We start from the raw sequence: 14,414 nt of genomic DNA, 5'->3' as shown, positions 1-14,414 counted from the left end.
GCCGGCCTTGGTGGCCGTCACTGTGAATGAAGCGATGAGCGATACCCCTCCCGACCACCTGGCGATCAACCCGGCCAGCCCCTTCCATGATGCGCAGGCGCTGGAGCGCGGCGTCGGCGTGCGTTTCAACGACGTCGAGCGCGACAACGTCGAGGAATACTCGGTCAGCGAAGGCTGGATCCGCGTGCAGGCCGGCAAGGCCCGCGACCGCCGCGGCAACCCGATGACGATCAAGGTCAAGGGCAAGGTCGAAGTGTATTTCCTGGACCAGAAGCCGGAATAACCGGCTGTTCCGACCTGGGGTCAGATCCCTTTCCTGCGGAAAGGGATCTGACGCCGATCAACGCGGACCAAGGTCCGCACCCACCCGGGGTACACGGTCACTCGCGCTTGCGCGATTCCAGCAGGTCCAGGTTGCGGATCAGGCGCCGCGAGATCTCATCGGAGATCACCCCGCGCCGGGTCAACCGGAACAGCTCCTCACGCTCGGCATTGAGACCGGCGCTGCGCAGCTGGCGGTAACCCAGCTCCATGCGCCGCACTTTCTCCGGGTCCACGTCGGGCCCGTCGTTGTCCTTCTCCAGGTGCCGCTGATACAGCAGGCTCACCCGCGAGGCAGCGTCGTTGTACAGCTGCACGTTCTCGGTGTTCTGGTTCATCACCAACTGCTGGCGCATGCGCTCGACCCCGGCCAGCGCAGCCTTGGACGACAGCCGGCGTGCCAGGTCCTCTTCCTTGCGCTCGCCCGAATCGGCCGGCAGCTGCAGGCCCTTCAGCAGCTGCGGCAGCGCCACGCTGGCGCCGACCAGTGAGAACAGGATCACCGCCGCGGCCAGGAAGATCACCAGGTCGCGCGCCGGGAACGCGCTGCCATCAGGCAGGAACAACGGCAGGGTCAGCACGCCGGCCAGGGTGATCGCGCCGCGCACGCCGGCCACCGAGGTTGCCACCACGATGCGCCAGTTCGGTGCCTCGCCGCGTTCCAGGCCTCGGCGGCGTGCACGCAGCAGGTTCCAGCGCAGCGACAACCATACCCACAGCAGGCGCAACAGGATCAGCGCCAGGTTGATCACCACCACGTACACCAGCAGCCACCATGCACTCTGGTGGCCGGACTCGTTCATGGTGGTGGTGGCACGCTCGACGATGCCGGGCAGCTGCTCGCCCAGCAGCACGAACATGATGCCGTTGAAGCTGAACTGCAGCATGTTCCAGACGCCCGCACGCTGTACGCGCATGCTGCCGGAGACACGGCCGGTGAGCTCGACGTAGCTCATCGCGATACCGGCCGCTACGGCAGCGAGGATACCCGAGGCATGGATTTCTTCGGCCAGCAGGTAGGCCGCGAACGGAATCAGCAGGTTGACCAGCATCGCCGCACCCGGTTCCTCGCCGAAGCGGCGCCACAACCAGCGCTGGAAGGTGGAGACACCGAGGGTGACCGCCACGCCCACCGCAAGGCCGGCCACCGCCACCCACAGGAAGGTCAGCGAGGCCGTGGCCAGCGAGAAGGAGCCGGTCATCACCGCCGCCACCGCGAAACGGAAGCAGACCAGGCCGGACGCATCGTTGAGCAGCGACTCGCCTTCCAGGATGTGCATCAGTCGCTTGGGAATCGGTGCCTTGGAGGCGATCGCGCCGACCGCCACCGGGTCGGTCGGCGAGACGATGGCCGCCAGCGCAAAGCACACCGCCAGCGGCATCACCGGAATCATCCAGTGGATCAGCAGGCCGGCACCGATGACGGTGAACACCACCAGGCCGAACGCCAGTTCGAGGATCGCGCCCTTGTCGCGGAACAGGCCCTGCTTGGGGATGCGCCAGCCATCAAGGAACAGCAGCGGCGGCAGGAACAGCAGGAAGAACACTTCCGGCTCCAGCGCGTGGCCGCGGTTGAACACCCCGGCGATGACCGCGCCCAGGCCGATCTGCACCAGCGGCAGCGGCAACGAGAACGGGAGGACGCGAACCAGGTAGCCGCTGGCGACAACGGCCACCAGCATCGCCAGGACGACTTCAATGGTATGCATGCTTCTTCCAGGAAGCGGCGCGCGGGGAGGCTCGAAGGCCAGCGCCGGAAACCCGGAAAAAACTACCACATGCGGCCATGAGCGCGACGGCCGGGGCGGTCGCGCGTCAGCCCCGGCTCATGCCCCGTCGAAGCGGTACAGGTCCATGGCGAGGAAGCCGGCATCGATGCCGGCATCGATGCGGCGTGCACCGAAGTGGTCCTCGCCGGCTGCGCCCATCGCGAAGAACAGCGGCAGCAGGTGCTCGTCGGTCGGGTGCGCGCGTTCGGCGAACGGTGCCTGCCGGCGGTAGTCGAACAGGGCCTGGCGATCATCGGCGGCCAGGCGCTGCTCGACCCACTCGATGAAGGGCCGCACGTACGGCGCTTCCTTGCCGTCCTGGTAGTCGCCCCAGTCGTGCAGGTTGTGGGTGATGCTGCCCGAGCCGACCAGCAGCACGCCCTGCTCACGCAGTGGCGCCAGCGCGCGGCCCAGCGCGAACTGGTGCCCGGGGCCGAGCAGCGGCTGGATCGACAGCGGCACCACCGGGATGTCGGCTTGCGGGCGCAGCAGCCGCAGCGGCACCCACGCGCCATGGTCGAGGCCACGCTGAGGGTCGAGCGCCACCGGCAGGCCGGCAGCGGCGATGCGGCGGGCCACTTCTTCGGCCAGCGCCGGATCGCCGGGCGCCGGGTACTGCAGTTCGAACAGCGCGCGCGGGAAGCCGCCGAAGTCATGGATCGTCGGCGGCTGCGGATGCGCGCCGACCAGCGGCTGCCGACCCAGCCAGTGCGCCGAGGCCATCACGATGGCGCGCGGCGTCGGCAGGTCGCGCGCCAGCTCGGCCAGGCGCACGCCGACCTGGCCCGGATGCAGGGCGGTCATCGGCGAGCCGTGGGAGATGTACAACGAAGGCAGGCGGGACATGGAATGCTCCAGTTGCAGGATCAGGCGGCGATCAGCGCGAACGCAGGGTCCACTTGCCGTCGCCGACCAGGAACAGCACCACCAGCGCCAGTGCCCAGAACGCCGGGTATTCCCAGCCGCCGCCGGCATTGGCGAAACCGAAGCCGTTGGCGCCGTGCACGGTGACGATGGTGCCCAGCAGCAGCGGCACGCCGGCCAGGCCGACCCAGCGCGCGTAGATGCCCAGCAGCAGCGCAGTGGTGATCACCAGCTCGGCGCCGATGGTGAGGTAACCCAGCACGCCGGGCAGGCCCAGCGATTCGAAGAATGCCGCCGTGCCCGCCGGGGTGAACACCAGCAGCTTGATCAGCGCATGGACCAGGAACAGCACGCCCAGGGCCAGGCGCAGCAGGGTGGCACCGTACGGGGCCAGCGGCGAAACGGGAGGGGGGGCGGTGTGCATGGGAAGCACCTTGAAGGGAGTGGATACAGGTTATTGCTACTTCACGAGCCGATAAATACGATCGTCTGACGGTATTTATTTCATAAGGCGCAACAATGGACACCCTCGAGGCGATGCGTGTGTTCGTAGCGGTGGTCGAGCGCAACGGCTTCAGTGCCGCGGCACAGGCCCTGGACATGTCGACCGCCGGCGTCACCCGCCAGGTCGCGGCACTGGAAAAGCGCCTGTCCACCCGCCTGCTCCACCGCACCACGCGGCGGGTCAGCCCCACCAGCGCCGGCGCCGCCTATTACGCCCAGTGCGTGCGCCTGCTGGCCGAGTTCGACGCGCTGGAGGCCAGCATCGGCGCGCAGGCGCTGGAACCCTCGGGCACGCTGCGCATCAACGCACCGGTCAGCTGGGGCATCGCCCGCCTTGGCCCGTTGCTGGCCAGCTACCGCGAGCGCTTCCCGCAGGTGGAACTGGACCTGGCCCTGTCCGACCGCCTGGTGGACATGGTCGAGGAAGGCTACGACGTGGCCATCCGCATCACCCGCGAGCCGAGCCCGGCGCTGATCGCGCGCCGGCTGGGCGAATCGCGGGTGAGCCTGTGCGCGGCGCCGGCCTACCTGGCTGCACGCGGTACCCCACAGACGCCGCAGGACCTGCAGGATCACGCATGCCTGAGCTACAGCTACTGGGCCGCTGGCGACCACTGGCCGCTGCAGGGACCCGGCGGTGAAGTGAAGGTGGCGGTGAACAGCCTGCTGCACGCCAACAACGGCGACGTGCTGCGCGAAGCGGCGATCGCCGGCATGGGTGTGATCCTGCAACCCGACTTCCTGCTGGAAGACGCGCTGGCTGATGGCCGCCTGGTGCGCGTGCTACCGGAATGGGAGGCCTCGCCGATCGGCATTTTCGCGGTCTATGCCAGCCGCAGCCACCTGGCGCCGAAGGTACGCAGCTTCATCGACCACCTGGTGGAGGCTGGGGTGTAGCCGCGTCTGGCGTTTGCCGGTAGTGCCGGCCGCTGGCCGGCAATCAGGCACGTCCCGGTCCTGGGCGAATGCCGGCCAGCGGCCGGCACTACCACTTAGGCGGCCACCTCATCCAGCGCGTCGATGATCCGCTCCAGCGGCGCCGGCCGCCCCAGCAGGTAGCCCTGCACCTGGTCGCAGCCATGCGCAGCCAACCAGTCCAGCTGCCCCGGCGTTTCAACGCCCTCGGCGATGATGGTCAGGCCCATGCTGTGGCCGAGCGACAGCAATGCGCGGCAGATCGAAGCGTTGCGCGGATTGGTTTCCACGTCCGCGACGAAACTGCGATCGATTTTCAGGATGTCCAGCGGCAGGTGCTGCAGGTAGGACATGCTGGAATAGCCGGTGCCGAAATCGTCCAGCGACACGCTGATGCCCTGCTCGTGCAGGCGCTGCATGGTCTGCATCGCCTGCGCCGGCTTGCGCATCAGGCTGCTCTCGGTCAGCTCCACGTGCAGTGCGCCGCGGGCCAGTCCGAACTCCTGCTGGACGCGGGTGAACTCGGCCACCAGGTCGCTGTTGAAGAACTGCACTGCCGACACGTTGACTGCAATCGGCAGCTCGCCCCAACCGGCCTCGACCAGCCGCCGCTGTGCCTTCGCCGCGGCGCGGATCACCCAGCGGCCCAGTGCCAGGATCAACCCGGTGTCCTCGCACAGCTGGATGAACTCGTTGGGCGGGATGAAGCTGCCATCGGCCTGCGGCCAGCGCAGCAGGGCCTCCAGCGCGGCCGGGCTGCCATCGCTGGCGTGCCGGATCGGCTGGAAGTACAGCTGGAACTCGTTGTCGATGGCGGCGTGGATGCGCCCCGCCAGGCGCAGGCGGTCGGCCAGCCGCGTGGTCACTGCCGCATCGAACCAGACCACCACGTTGCCCTCGGCACGCGCCGCGTGCGCGGCCTGCGCGGCCATGCCGATCACCTGCTCGGCGCTGTGGCCGTCACCGGCAGTGTGCACGGCCACACCGATGCGCGGTTCGAACTGGTGCAGTGAATCCTTGCCACGCATCGGCGCTGACACGATCTGCAGCAGGTCATCCAGCACGCGCTGGGTATCGTGCTCGGCCCCGATCGCGAACACGAAGTCTTCCGCCGGCTGGAATGCCAGCGTGCCGCAACGCGCCCCCAGTCCACCGAGCCGGGTCGCCATCGACTGCAGCACCGCATCGCCGATCTCACGGCCCAGCGTATCGGCCACAAGCTGCAGGCCACGCAACTGCACGAAGGCGATGGTGTAGCCCTGCTGCTGCTCGTCCAGCTGTTCGGTCAGGGCGCGCACGTTGAGCAGGCCAGTGGCCGGGTTGTGCCGTGCCCGATAGGCCAGGTCGCGCTCGTAGGCCAGCCGTTCGCTGACATCCTCGGCCAGCACGAGGCACGCGGGTTGTCCGTCGAAATCGAGCCTGGACAGGTGTGCGCGCACCTCGAACACACTACCGTCCTTGCGCCGGTGCAAGCGTACGGTCGCGTCGGGTGGATCGCCCACCTGTGCGCGCTGGATGGCACCACGCACTTCGTCCCAGCCTTCGCGCGGGCGGATGTCGAGGATGCTCATCGACAGAAACTCGTCGCGGCTGTAGCCGTACTGGCGCACCGCAGCGTCGTTGACCTCGATGAAGCGCAGCGTATCCGGGTCGAACACCCAGAACGGTGCAGGATTGCGGTCGAACAGCAGCCGGAAGCGGCGCTCGACCTCGCTCACCTGCTCGCGCGCCTGGTAACGCTCACTCAGGTCGGTCAGCGCCCCGATCATGCGCCGCTCGCTGTCGGCCACTTCCACCCGCTGCCCACGTGCGCCCACCCAGCGCACCTCGCCCCCGGGCAATACCAGGCGGAACACCTGGTCGAGCACGGCGCTGCCGGCGAATGCCTGGTCAAAGGCATGCTGCAGGCGCGCGGCATCGTCGCGGTGCACGCGTGCGAAGAAATCGGCAACCGGCAGCGCATCGGTCTGCACGCCAAAGATCTCGCGCGCCAGCGGCGACCAGCGCAGCAGTGCGGCGTCCTCATCCACGTACCAGGTACAGACACGACCGACCTGGTGCGCAAGACGCAGCTCGGCGTGGCCTGTTTTCAGCTCCTCGGCCATGGCCTGCTGGCTGCGGGTGCTGCGCCGCACGGCGTACAGCAGCACCAGCAACACCGCGATGTAAGCCAGTACGATCGCCACCGACGCCTGCAGGTACGGCCACCACGGCGCCAGTACGTCTTCGTCGGCCAGGCCGACCTGCACCGCCAGCGGGCTGTGTTCCAGCGTGCTGATGGTGATGATGCGCGGTACGCCGTCGACCACACCCGGCACGCTTCCCAGCTCGACCACCGCCTGCGTGCCGAGCAGGTCACGGCGCGGCAGGTCGTAACGGCGGCCCACCGTGCCGTGCGGATCAGGCACGCGGGCCAGCATGTAACCCTCGGCATCGCTGATCGAGACCAGTCCGTTGGGGCCGACATCGAGGCCGCCGACGATGCGTTGCAGTTCGCCACAGCGCAGCCGCGCCAGCAGCCAGCGCCCGTCGGCCATCGCCAGCGCCAGCGGCACCACCCAGCCGCCATCGCTGGCCCGCTGCGGCGGGCCGATGTACAGCGCGCTGCCCAGGCCACGGCGCTGCGGATCGGTCCACAGCGGCAGCTGCAGGTCGCCCGTGCCGGCCGTCAGCGGTCGGCCATGGCTGTCGAGCACGACGATGCTGTGCAGCTCGGCATGCCGGCGCAGCACGCCGCCGATGGAGGCATCCATCAAGGCCGGCGCCTGTACCGGCACACTGCGGAACACCTCGGCGGCGTCGGCGGCGATGCCGGACAGGGCGCGTTCCAGGTTGCGCAGCTCCAGCGCCAGCAGGCGCTCGCTGCCCACCGCCAGCGCGCGGCTCTGCCGCTGCGCCGCTTCCAGGCGGCGGTGGTAGTCATTGACCAGCATGAGGGTCAGGCCGGTCACCAGCAGAACGCCCAGCAGCACACCGCCCCAGGTGATGGCGCGCAGCGGCCGTGCCAACGCCCGTTTCAGCGCGGGCATCGGTTGATCTTCCTTGTGCAGTCGGCTGGCTTCATGCGCGAACGAATCCTCCACGTCCCCGACCTCAACGGCCGGCGGACGCCATTCTTGACGCCTGACCCCACCCCGCATGGCCACCTCCCCCGTGTCCACGCAGGGCTCCAGGGTCCAGCATGCACCACCCCGGTGACGGCGTGAAGATCGCGTCTGCGCGTTCAGCCAGATCCTGCACAGGACGGGCGGCGCAAGGACGCGGCCAGTGGCGCCGGAGCGGATTAGACTTGGGGTTTTCCGCTGCAAGAGAAGTCCATGTCCAAGCTGCGCCGTCCCACCCTGGCGCTGGCCATCGTTGCCAGCCTGTCCCTGGCCGCCTGTGACCGCCCGGCCGAACCGGCCGCCGGTGCCACCACGCCGGCCGATGCCGCCCCCGCTGCGGCCAAGCCGATGCTGGGCAGTTTCGGCTTCGATGCCAGCGGCATGGACCGCAGCATCGCCGCCGGCGACGACTTCTTCGGCTTCGCCAATGGCACCTGGGTGAAGAACACCGAGATTCCGGCCGACCGCTCGCGCTTCGGCAGCTTCAACGTCATTGCCGAGAAGACCCTGGCCGATACCCGCGCCATCCTTGAAGGGGCGGCCGGCAACACCAAGGCCAGCGGTGACGACAAGCTGATCGGCGATTACTACGCCGCCTACATGGACGAGGCTGGCATCGAGCAGCGCGGTCTGGCGCCGGTGCAGCCGCAGCTGAAGGCCATCGATGCGATCGCCGACAAGGCCGGGCTGGCCCGCGCCCTCGGCGGCGACCTGCGCGCCGACGTCGACCTGCTCAACGCCACCAACTTCTACACCGACCGCCTGTTCGGCCTGTGGGTCTCGGTGGACATGCTGCAGCCGGACCGCACCGCGCCGTACCTGGTGCAGGGCGGGCTGGGCATGCCCGACCGTGACTTCTACCTGGGCGATGGCCGCATGGCCGAGCTGCGCAAGCAGTACCAGGCCTACATCGCGCAGATGCTGCAGCTGGCCGGTGTGGCCGACCCGGCCGGCAAGGCGCAGCGCATCCTGGCGCTGGAAACGAAGATCGCGCAGGCGCATGCCACCCAGGAAGAAACCAACGACGTGACCAAGGGCGCCAACCCCTGGACCCAGGCCGACTTCAATGCCAAGGCGCCGGGCATGGACTGGAGCGCGTTCCTCGATGCGGCCGCGCTGGGCAACCAGCAGGACTTCATCGTGTGGCAGCCCAAGGCCGTGGCCGGCCTGTCCAAGCTGGTCGCCACCGAGCCGCTGGACGCCTGGAAGGACTACCTGGCCTTCCACGCGCTGGACCGTGCCGCCGCTTACCTGCCGAAGAAGTTCGCCGATGCCCGCTTCGCCTTCCATGGCACCGCGCTGAGCGGCACGCCGCAGCAGAGCGACCGCTGGAAGCGCGCCGTGGATGATGCCAACCATGCCGTCGGCGAAGCCATCGGCAAGCGCTATGTCGAGAAGCACTTCGACGCCAAGACCAAGGAGCGCGCGGACGAGATGGCAAAAAACATCATTGCCGCCTTCGCCAAGCGCATCGACGCGCTGTCGTGGATGTCGCCGCAGACCAAGGCGCATGCCAAGGCCAAGGTTACCGGCCTGACCGTGGGCATGGGCTATCCGGAAAAGTGGCGCGACTACACCGGCCTTGAGATCCGCCGTGATGACCCGCTGGGCAACGCGCAGCGCGCCGAGCTGTTCGAGTACCAGCGCAACATCGCCAAGCTGGGCAAGCCGGTCGACCACAGCGAGTGGGCGATGCTGCCGCAGACCATCAATGCGATGAACGTACCGCTGGAAAACCGCCTGGTGTTCCCGGCGGCGATCCTGCAGCCGCCGTTCTTCGACGGCGCCGCCGACGACGCGGTGAACTACGGTGCGATCGGCGCGGTGATCGGCCACGAGATCAGCCATGGCTTCGACAACGCCGGTGCGCTGTTCGATGAAACCGGCAAGCTGCACAACTGGTGGACCGCCGAGGACCTGAAGCAGTTCAACGCCGCCGGTGATGCGCTGGCCGCGCAGTTCAGCAGCTACGAGCCGTTCCCGGGCGTGCATGTGAACGGCAAGCTGACCCTGGGCGAGAACATCGCCGACGTGGCCGGCCTGGGCACCGCCTACGATGCCTACCAGCTGTCGCTGCAGGGCAAGCCGGGCCAGACCCTGGAGGGCTTCACCCCGGACCAGCGCTTCTTCCTCGGCTTCGCCCAGGCGTGGCGCAGCAAGAGCCGCGAGCAGGCGCTGCGCAACTCGCTGCTGACCGATGTGCATGCACCGGGCCAGTTCCGCGCACTGACCGTGCGCAACATCGACGCCTGGTACCCGGCGTTCGAGGTGAAGGAAGGCCAGAAGCTGTACCTGGCCCCGGACAAGCGGGTCAAGGTGTGGTGATGTAACCGGAACGGGCGCCGCAAGGCGCCCGTTTCACTTGCGGGTAGCTGCCAACGTTGGATGGCGCTTCCGCGGCACCGCGCGAAAGGCGTGCCAACCAAGTTTGGCACCTACCAGGCAACCGCGGGCCACTCGCGCAGGATCTCCACCGGAGCGCCCATGCGTGCACAGGCGCGACTGGCCAGGCCATCGGGCAGTGCGCGGCGGAACAGCGGCGCCATGCCCTGCATCAGCTTCGCAGACGCCGCCGCCTGCGCGCGCTGGCGGCCACTGCGTTCAAGCATGCCTTCGGCCCAGTCCGGCAGCAGCGCCGCGCCCGCACCGAGGAACACCTCGCGCGACAGCCCCGGCACCGGTACCGGCAGGCGCACGCCGGACAGCACCTCCAGCACCTCGCGCGAGCGCTCATCCACACGCAGCTCCGGCTGACGTGCACAGAAGTACGCCGCCACTTCCGCTTCGCTGCGCGGCACGTCCACCGCGCCCAGTGCCTCGGCCACGCAACGGTACTCGTCGTAATAGCGATCGGCGATGTGCGCCGGCACCTTGCGCCCGTAGCGTCGGAAACCCTGCAGGAAACCGAAGGCTTCGGTCACGTGCACCCAGGTCAGCAGTTGCGGATCGTCGGCGGCGTAGGGCTCGCCCTGCGCGGTCTGCCCGCGGATCTGCGCATGGATGCGGCGCACCTTGGCCACCAGCGCCTCCACCTCGCCGCTGGGCGCATAGCTGGTGCCGGCAACGAAGGCCGTGGTGCGGCGCAGCCGACCCACCAGGTCCTGGCGGAAATTGGAGTGGTCATAGACCCCGGCCAGCGCGCGTGGGTGCAGTGTCTGCAGCATCAGCGCGCACAGGCCACCGGCGAGCATCGAGGGGAATTCGGCGTGCAGCCGCCAGGTGACGCTGTCCGGGCCGAACCAGCCCGGGTCGCCCTGCGGATGGTCGTAATCGATGCCGCTCTGGCCGCGCGGGAAGGCGTCCAGTACCCAGCGTCGGATCGGCGCGGTGACGGGGCGGGAGAGTCGCTGCAGCAAAGCCGGCATCACAGGTCCAGGAGAGGCGGAAGAACAGTCGCGTCCTGCGCGGTTGGCTCCGATTCTCGGCGATCACGCCTCCTGCGGCGAGCCTCCCCGCTCAGCGACGGTTTCATGTGCGGCCGCAGCACGTTTCACCCTGCGACATCCTGTCGCAGGCCGCGACTGCGATGCTGCATCGCACCAATTTTCACTCCCGCCGGTCAAAGCCTTGCGCCGCTTGGCATTGCCCCCATTGCACGGCTCGCTGGAAGTGCTAGAACTGGATCCGCCACACCGTCCAATGCTGATCGACGCACGTTCCACAAGGAGCCAGCCATGATTGCCTTGTTCAAGGGTTTGGGAATTCTGCTTCGCGACAACGAGCTCTACAGCAGCCCGTTCGACAAACAGGTGGCGCACTGGCGCAACCTCAGCGAGCAGCAGATCCGCGATGAAGTGGCGGTGCTGGCCCAGGCCAAGTGCCAGTGGCTGATCGCCTCGATCGTCGGCTGGCAGGCGGCCTCGCTGCTGATCCTGGGCCTGATCGCCAATTACCTGTGGCGCGATGACTTCCATATCACCTTCACCCGCGTGGTGATCGTGTTCGGCTCGTGGGTCTCGATCCTGTTCGTGATCTGGTTCATGGCCAACATGTTCGATCAGCAGGCCGGCTTCGAGCGCTGGATGAAGGCGTTCAACAGTCGCGCCCGCATCAGTTCCAAGGCCGACAGCGTCGAACACGTGGCCGAGGCGCTGGACCTGGCCGAGCACTACCCGGAAGTGCTGGACTACAAGCAGGCGGTCACCGCCAGGCGCGAACTGCGCCACGAGGACATCCGCATCATGACCGAGATCGGCCGGATGAAGCAGCACTCCGAACTGGTCGGCCGCCTCAACCATGTAGGCGAGACCGAGCACCATCACGACCTGACACTGCAACCTGCCTACTGAGCCTTCAGGGAAGCGGGGGGACCCACACTGCCACCGTGATCACTCACGGTGGCAGTGTTCTATCGGGTCCTGGCTGACGCACTGGCGGAAGCCGTCGGGCAGGCCACGCATGGCCTCGGTCTTGCCTGCTGCAACTGCGAACCGGCGCAGCGGCGGTGTGGTACACGCCGCATCGGGGCTGCAGCCCGGATCGAGCACCAGGTAGTGGCAGGCACCACTGCTGCTGGCAATGCACTGGAAACGAGCCTCGCCATCGACGACGGTAGCCTTGCTGTACAGCGTGTCCACGCCGTTGGCGTGGGTGCGCGTGATCGAGGTGTTGCGGGACCTTTCGCAGCCGGCCAACGCCAGCACGACAATGCACGCAATCAACAGTCGGGGCATGTTCGTTCCTCGGTGAAGGAGATGCTGCTGCGGCTACATGCCGCGGAACAGGCTCATGAACGGCTGGCTGACCACCAGCGTCTCCGTGCGCCCGCGCAGGCGCAGCACGCCGCGCCCGGTATCGTCGCGGCTGACCGCCGCCACCGCCTTCATGTTGACGATGGTCGAACGATGGATCTGGCGGAAGTGCTGCGCATCGAGCACTTCCAGCAGCTCGCGCAATGGTGTGCGCAGCAGGCTTTCGCCGGTGGCGGTGACCACGGTGGTGTACTTGTTGTCCGCGCGGAAGTAGGCCACGTCTTCCAGCATGATCAGCTGCGTCTCGCGCCCGTTGCTGGCGGTGATCCAGGCCAGTGGCGGGCGCTCGGCAGCGCCCTGCGATGGGCCCAGCCGCTGCAGCAGGCGCTCCAGCACGGCATCGTCCTGGCGCGTCGATGGCAGCCGCGACAGGATGCGCTCGCGGGTGGCCAGCAGGCGCTCGTCGCTGACCGGCTTCAACAGGTAATCCATCGCGCCCTGCTCGAACGCATCGATGGCGTACTGGTCGTAGGCGGTGACGAACACTACCTGGGTGCGCGGGCTCAGCTCGGACAGCGAGCGTGCCACCTCGATGCCGCTGATGCCAGGCATGCGGATATCGAGAAAGGCGATGTCCGGCTGCTTCTCGGCCAGCTGCTCCAGCGCGCTGGCACCATCCTCGCACTCGGCCACCAGCGCAAGGTCCGGCCACAGCCGGCCCAGCTGCTCCACCAGTGACTGCCGCAGCAGATCCTCGTCTTCGGCGATCAGGGCTTCAAGCGGCATGGCTGCGCTCCTTGTGCGACTGCGGCAGGGTCATGGTCGCTGCCACGCCGCTGGGGAAGTTGGCGACGATCGCCACGCCGGCCTGCTCACCGCAGGTCAGGCGCAGGCGCTCGCGCAGGTTCTTCAGGCCGATGCCGGTACCACTGGTGCCCTGGCCGAAGCCGAGCCCGTCGTCGGCCACGGTCACCGTCACATGGTCATCGAAGCCGCGCGCCAGGATCCAGATCGTGCCTCCGCCGGGCTTGGGTTCAAGGCCATGCTTGATCGCGTTTTCCACCAGCGTCTGCAGCGCCATCGCCGGCAGGTGCACGCCATGCAGTTCGTTGGGCACCTGCACTTCCACCGCCAGCCGTGCGCCCATGCGGATGCGCAGGATCTCCAGGTAGGCGCGGGTGCGTTCCAGCTCCACGCCCAGCGTGGACACCGATTCGTCCACCTGTGGCAACGAGCTGCGCAGGTACTGGATCAGGTGGCCGAGCATCTGCTCGGCCCGTGCCGGGTCGGTGCGGGTCAGCACCTGCGCATTGGCCAGCGTGTTGTAGAGGAAGTGCGGTTCCACCTGCGCATGCAACAGGTTCAAGCGCGCCACCGACAGTTCCTTTTCCACCTGGGTCTGTTCGGCCGCAGCCTGTTCGTCGCGGCGCTGGTCGGCGACGCGGCGACTGATCGCGCGGGTGACTGCTTCGGCGTTCTCGAAGTTGCTGCCCTCGTCCAGCGCCAGCAGGTCGGCCCACCAGCCGGCATCGGGTTCGAACAGCAGGGTAACGGTGCTGGTGCCCTGCCCCGGCGTGACCGTGGCCAGCACGCTGTTGCGCTTGATCGCCAGCCGCGCCGGCAGGTTCCAGCGCGAGGGCTGGCGGCCATTCCAGAGGTCGACCCGGCGCACATAGGCGCGCACCTGCAGGCTGCCGGCCGAGCTTTCCACATCCTCGACACGCGGCAGCTCAGAGATGGCCGCTTCCACCACGGCGTAAGCCTGGCCGGCATCCATCGGCAGTTCCACCTGGCGGCGCTGGCGCCCGGACAGCGTGGTCGAATCCAGCCGGCCGGCGACCAGCCAGACCCGGCGTATATGCGTGATCGCGCTGCCCAGTGCGGAGATCATCAGGAACATCGCCAGCAGGCCGAACACCCAGCCCGGGCCATCGTTCATGCCACTGAAGATGCCGCTCCAGACCATGCCTGCGACGAACAGCGCCGCAGCCCAGGCCAGCAGGTGACGGAACAGGAGTGAAAGGCTGGCGAACACGGCGGCGCCTTGGAGGAAGGGGGTGAGCCGAGCATAGGGCGGCCGGCCGGGCAAGCAAGCGGCCTGCGACGAAGGGCCGGAAAGTGCGGATGGAAGCCGCTATGGAAATGCCGGGAACGCGCCTGCGCATTCGCGCTGGCGCTCCCACGGCTCGCCTGCGCAAGCCGTGGGCCCCATCTCACCAGCACCCACATCCCCGCGCCTATGGCGC

General features: G+C 68.1%; 12 protein-coding genes. 4 read left to right on the top strand and 8 right to left on the bottom strand.

The genetic code is table 11. The annotated features are described in order from the left end of the window. Positions 1 to 34 precede the first annotated feature (34 nt). Positions 35 to 283, top strand: coding sequence for a DUF3297 family protein (locus tag AC5P7X_RS09280; RefSeq protein ID WP_005415112.1), 249 nt, complete (start codon positions 35 to 37; stop codon positions 281 to 283). Between the two features lie 97 nt (positions 284 to 380). On the opposite strand, the gene AC5P7X_RS09275 is transcribed toward AC5P7X_RS09280, so the two are convergent. From AC5P7X_RS09275 to AC5P7X_RS09265, 3 genes are all read right to left on the bottom strand, one after another. Next, positions 381 to 2,030: a Na+/H+ antiporter gene (locus AC5P7X_RS09275; RefSeq protein ID WP_005415111.1), complete on the bottom strand. Its 1,650-nt coding sequence runs from the start codon at positions 2,028 to 2,030 to the stop codon at positions 381 to 383. 117 nt (positions 2,031 to 2,147) lie between these two features. Continuing rightward, entirely contained in the window at positions 2,148 to 2,936 is a 789-nt protein-coding gene (locus tag AC5P7X_RS09270) for a dioxygenase family protein (RefSeq protein WP_053498072.1), read from the bottom strand. 31 nt (positions 2,937 to 2,967) lie between these two features. Beyond that, positions 2,968 to 3,378 carry a DoxX family protein gene (locus AC5P7X_RS09265; RefSeq protein ID WP_065196179.1) on the bottom strand — a complete coding sequence of 137 codons (411 nt, stop codon included), beginning with the start codon at positions 3,376 to 3,378 and terminating at the stop codon, positions 2,968 to 2,970. Positions 3,379 to 3,473: 95 nt separating this feature from the next. Between AC5P7X_RS09265 and AC5P7X_RS09260 the strand changes: the two genes are divergently transcribed. Next, positions 3,474 to 4,355 carry a LysR family transcriptional regulator gene (locus AC5P7X_RS09260; RefSeq protein ID WP_053498076.1) on the top strand — a complete coding sequence of 294 codons (882 nt, stop codon included), beginning with the start codon at positions 3,474 to 3,476 and terminating at the stop codon, positions 4,353 to 4,355. A gap of 95 nt (positions 4,356 to 4,450) precedes the next feature. Here the strand turns inward: AC5P7X_RS09260 and AC5P7X_RS09255 are convergent, their stop codons facing one another. Further along, positions 4,451 to 7,513: a bifunctional diguanylate cyclase/phosphodiesterase gene (locus AC5P7X_RS09255; RefSeq protein WP_372486451.1), complete on the bottom strand. Its 3,063-nt coding sequence runs from the start codon at positions 7,511 to 7,513 to the stop codon at positions 4,451 to 4,453. A 177-nt stretch (positions 7,514 to 7,690) separates the two neighbouring features. Here AC5P7X_RS09255 and AC5P7X_RS09250 point away from each other — a divergent pair, with 177 nt between their 5' ends. After that, on the top strand, positions 7,691 to 9,802 hold the full coding sequence (locus tag AC5P7X_RS09250; protein WP_171957931.1) for a M13 family metallopeptidase: 2,112 nt from the start codon (positions 7,691 to 7,693) through the stop codon (positions 9,800 to 9,802). Positions 9,803 to 9,912: 110 nt separating this feature from the next. Here the strand turns inward: AC5P7X_RS09250 and AC5P7X_RS09245 are convergent, their stop codons facing one another. Beyond that, positions 9,913 to 10,842 carry an oxygenase MpaB family protein gene (locus tag AC5P7X_RS09245; protein WP_053498082.1) on the bottom strand — a complete coding sequence of 310 codons (930 nt, stop codon included), beginning with the start codon at positions 10,840 to 10,842 and terminating at the stop codon, positions 9,913 to 9,915. Between the two features lie 309 nt (positions 10,843 to 11,151). On the opposite strand from AC5P7X_RS09245, the gene AC5P7X_RS09240 reads away from it, so the two are divergent. Continuing rightward, on the top strand, positions 11,152 to 11,766 hold the full coding sequence (locus AC5P7X_RS09240) for a hypothetical protein (protein WP_049411437.1): 615 nt from the start codon (positions 11,152 to 11,154) through the stop codon (positions 11,764 to 11,766). 39 nt (positions 11,767 to 11,805) lie between these two features. Here the strand turns inward: AC5P7X_RS09240 and AC5P7X_RS09235 are convergent, their stop codons facing one another. From AC5P7X_RS09235 to AC5P7X_RS09225, 3 genes are read right to left on the bottom strand one after another with little or no spacing between them, the layout of a single operon-like run. After that, positions 11,806 to 12,150 carry a hypothetical protein gene (locus AC5P7X_RS09235; protein ID WP_139726671.1) on the bottom strand — a complete coding sequence of 115 codons (345 nt, stop codon included), beginning with the start codon at positions 12,148 to 12,150 and terminating at the stop codon, positions 11,806 to 11,808. Positions 12,151 to 12,183: 33 nt separating this feature from the next. After that, complete coding sequence (locus AC5P7X_RS09230; protein ID WP_005415102.1) at positions 12,184 to 12,954, bottom strand: LytR/AlgR family response regulator transcription factor; 771 nt, start codon at positions 12,952 to 12,954, stop codon at positions 12,184 to 12,186. Beyond that, positions 12,944 to 14,203, bottom strand: a complete 1,260-nt coding sequence (locus AC5P7X_RS09225) for a sensor histidine kinase (RefSeq protein WP_329842859.1) — start codon at positions 14,201 to 14,203, stop codon at positions 12,944 to 12,946. Before AC5P7X_RS09225 ends, AC5P7X_RS09230 begins: the two co-directional genes overlap by 11 nt. Positions 14,204 to 14,414 lie beyond the last annotated feature (211 nt).

It is taken from the genome of Stenotrophomonas sp. YJH_SMC_53, assembly GCF_059369995.1.
This window is presented reverse-complemented; position numbering and strand designations above follow the sequence as displayed.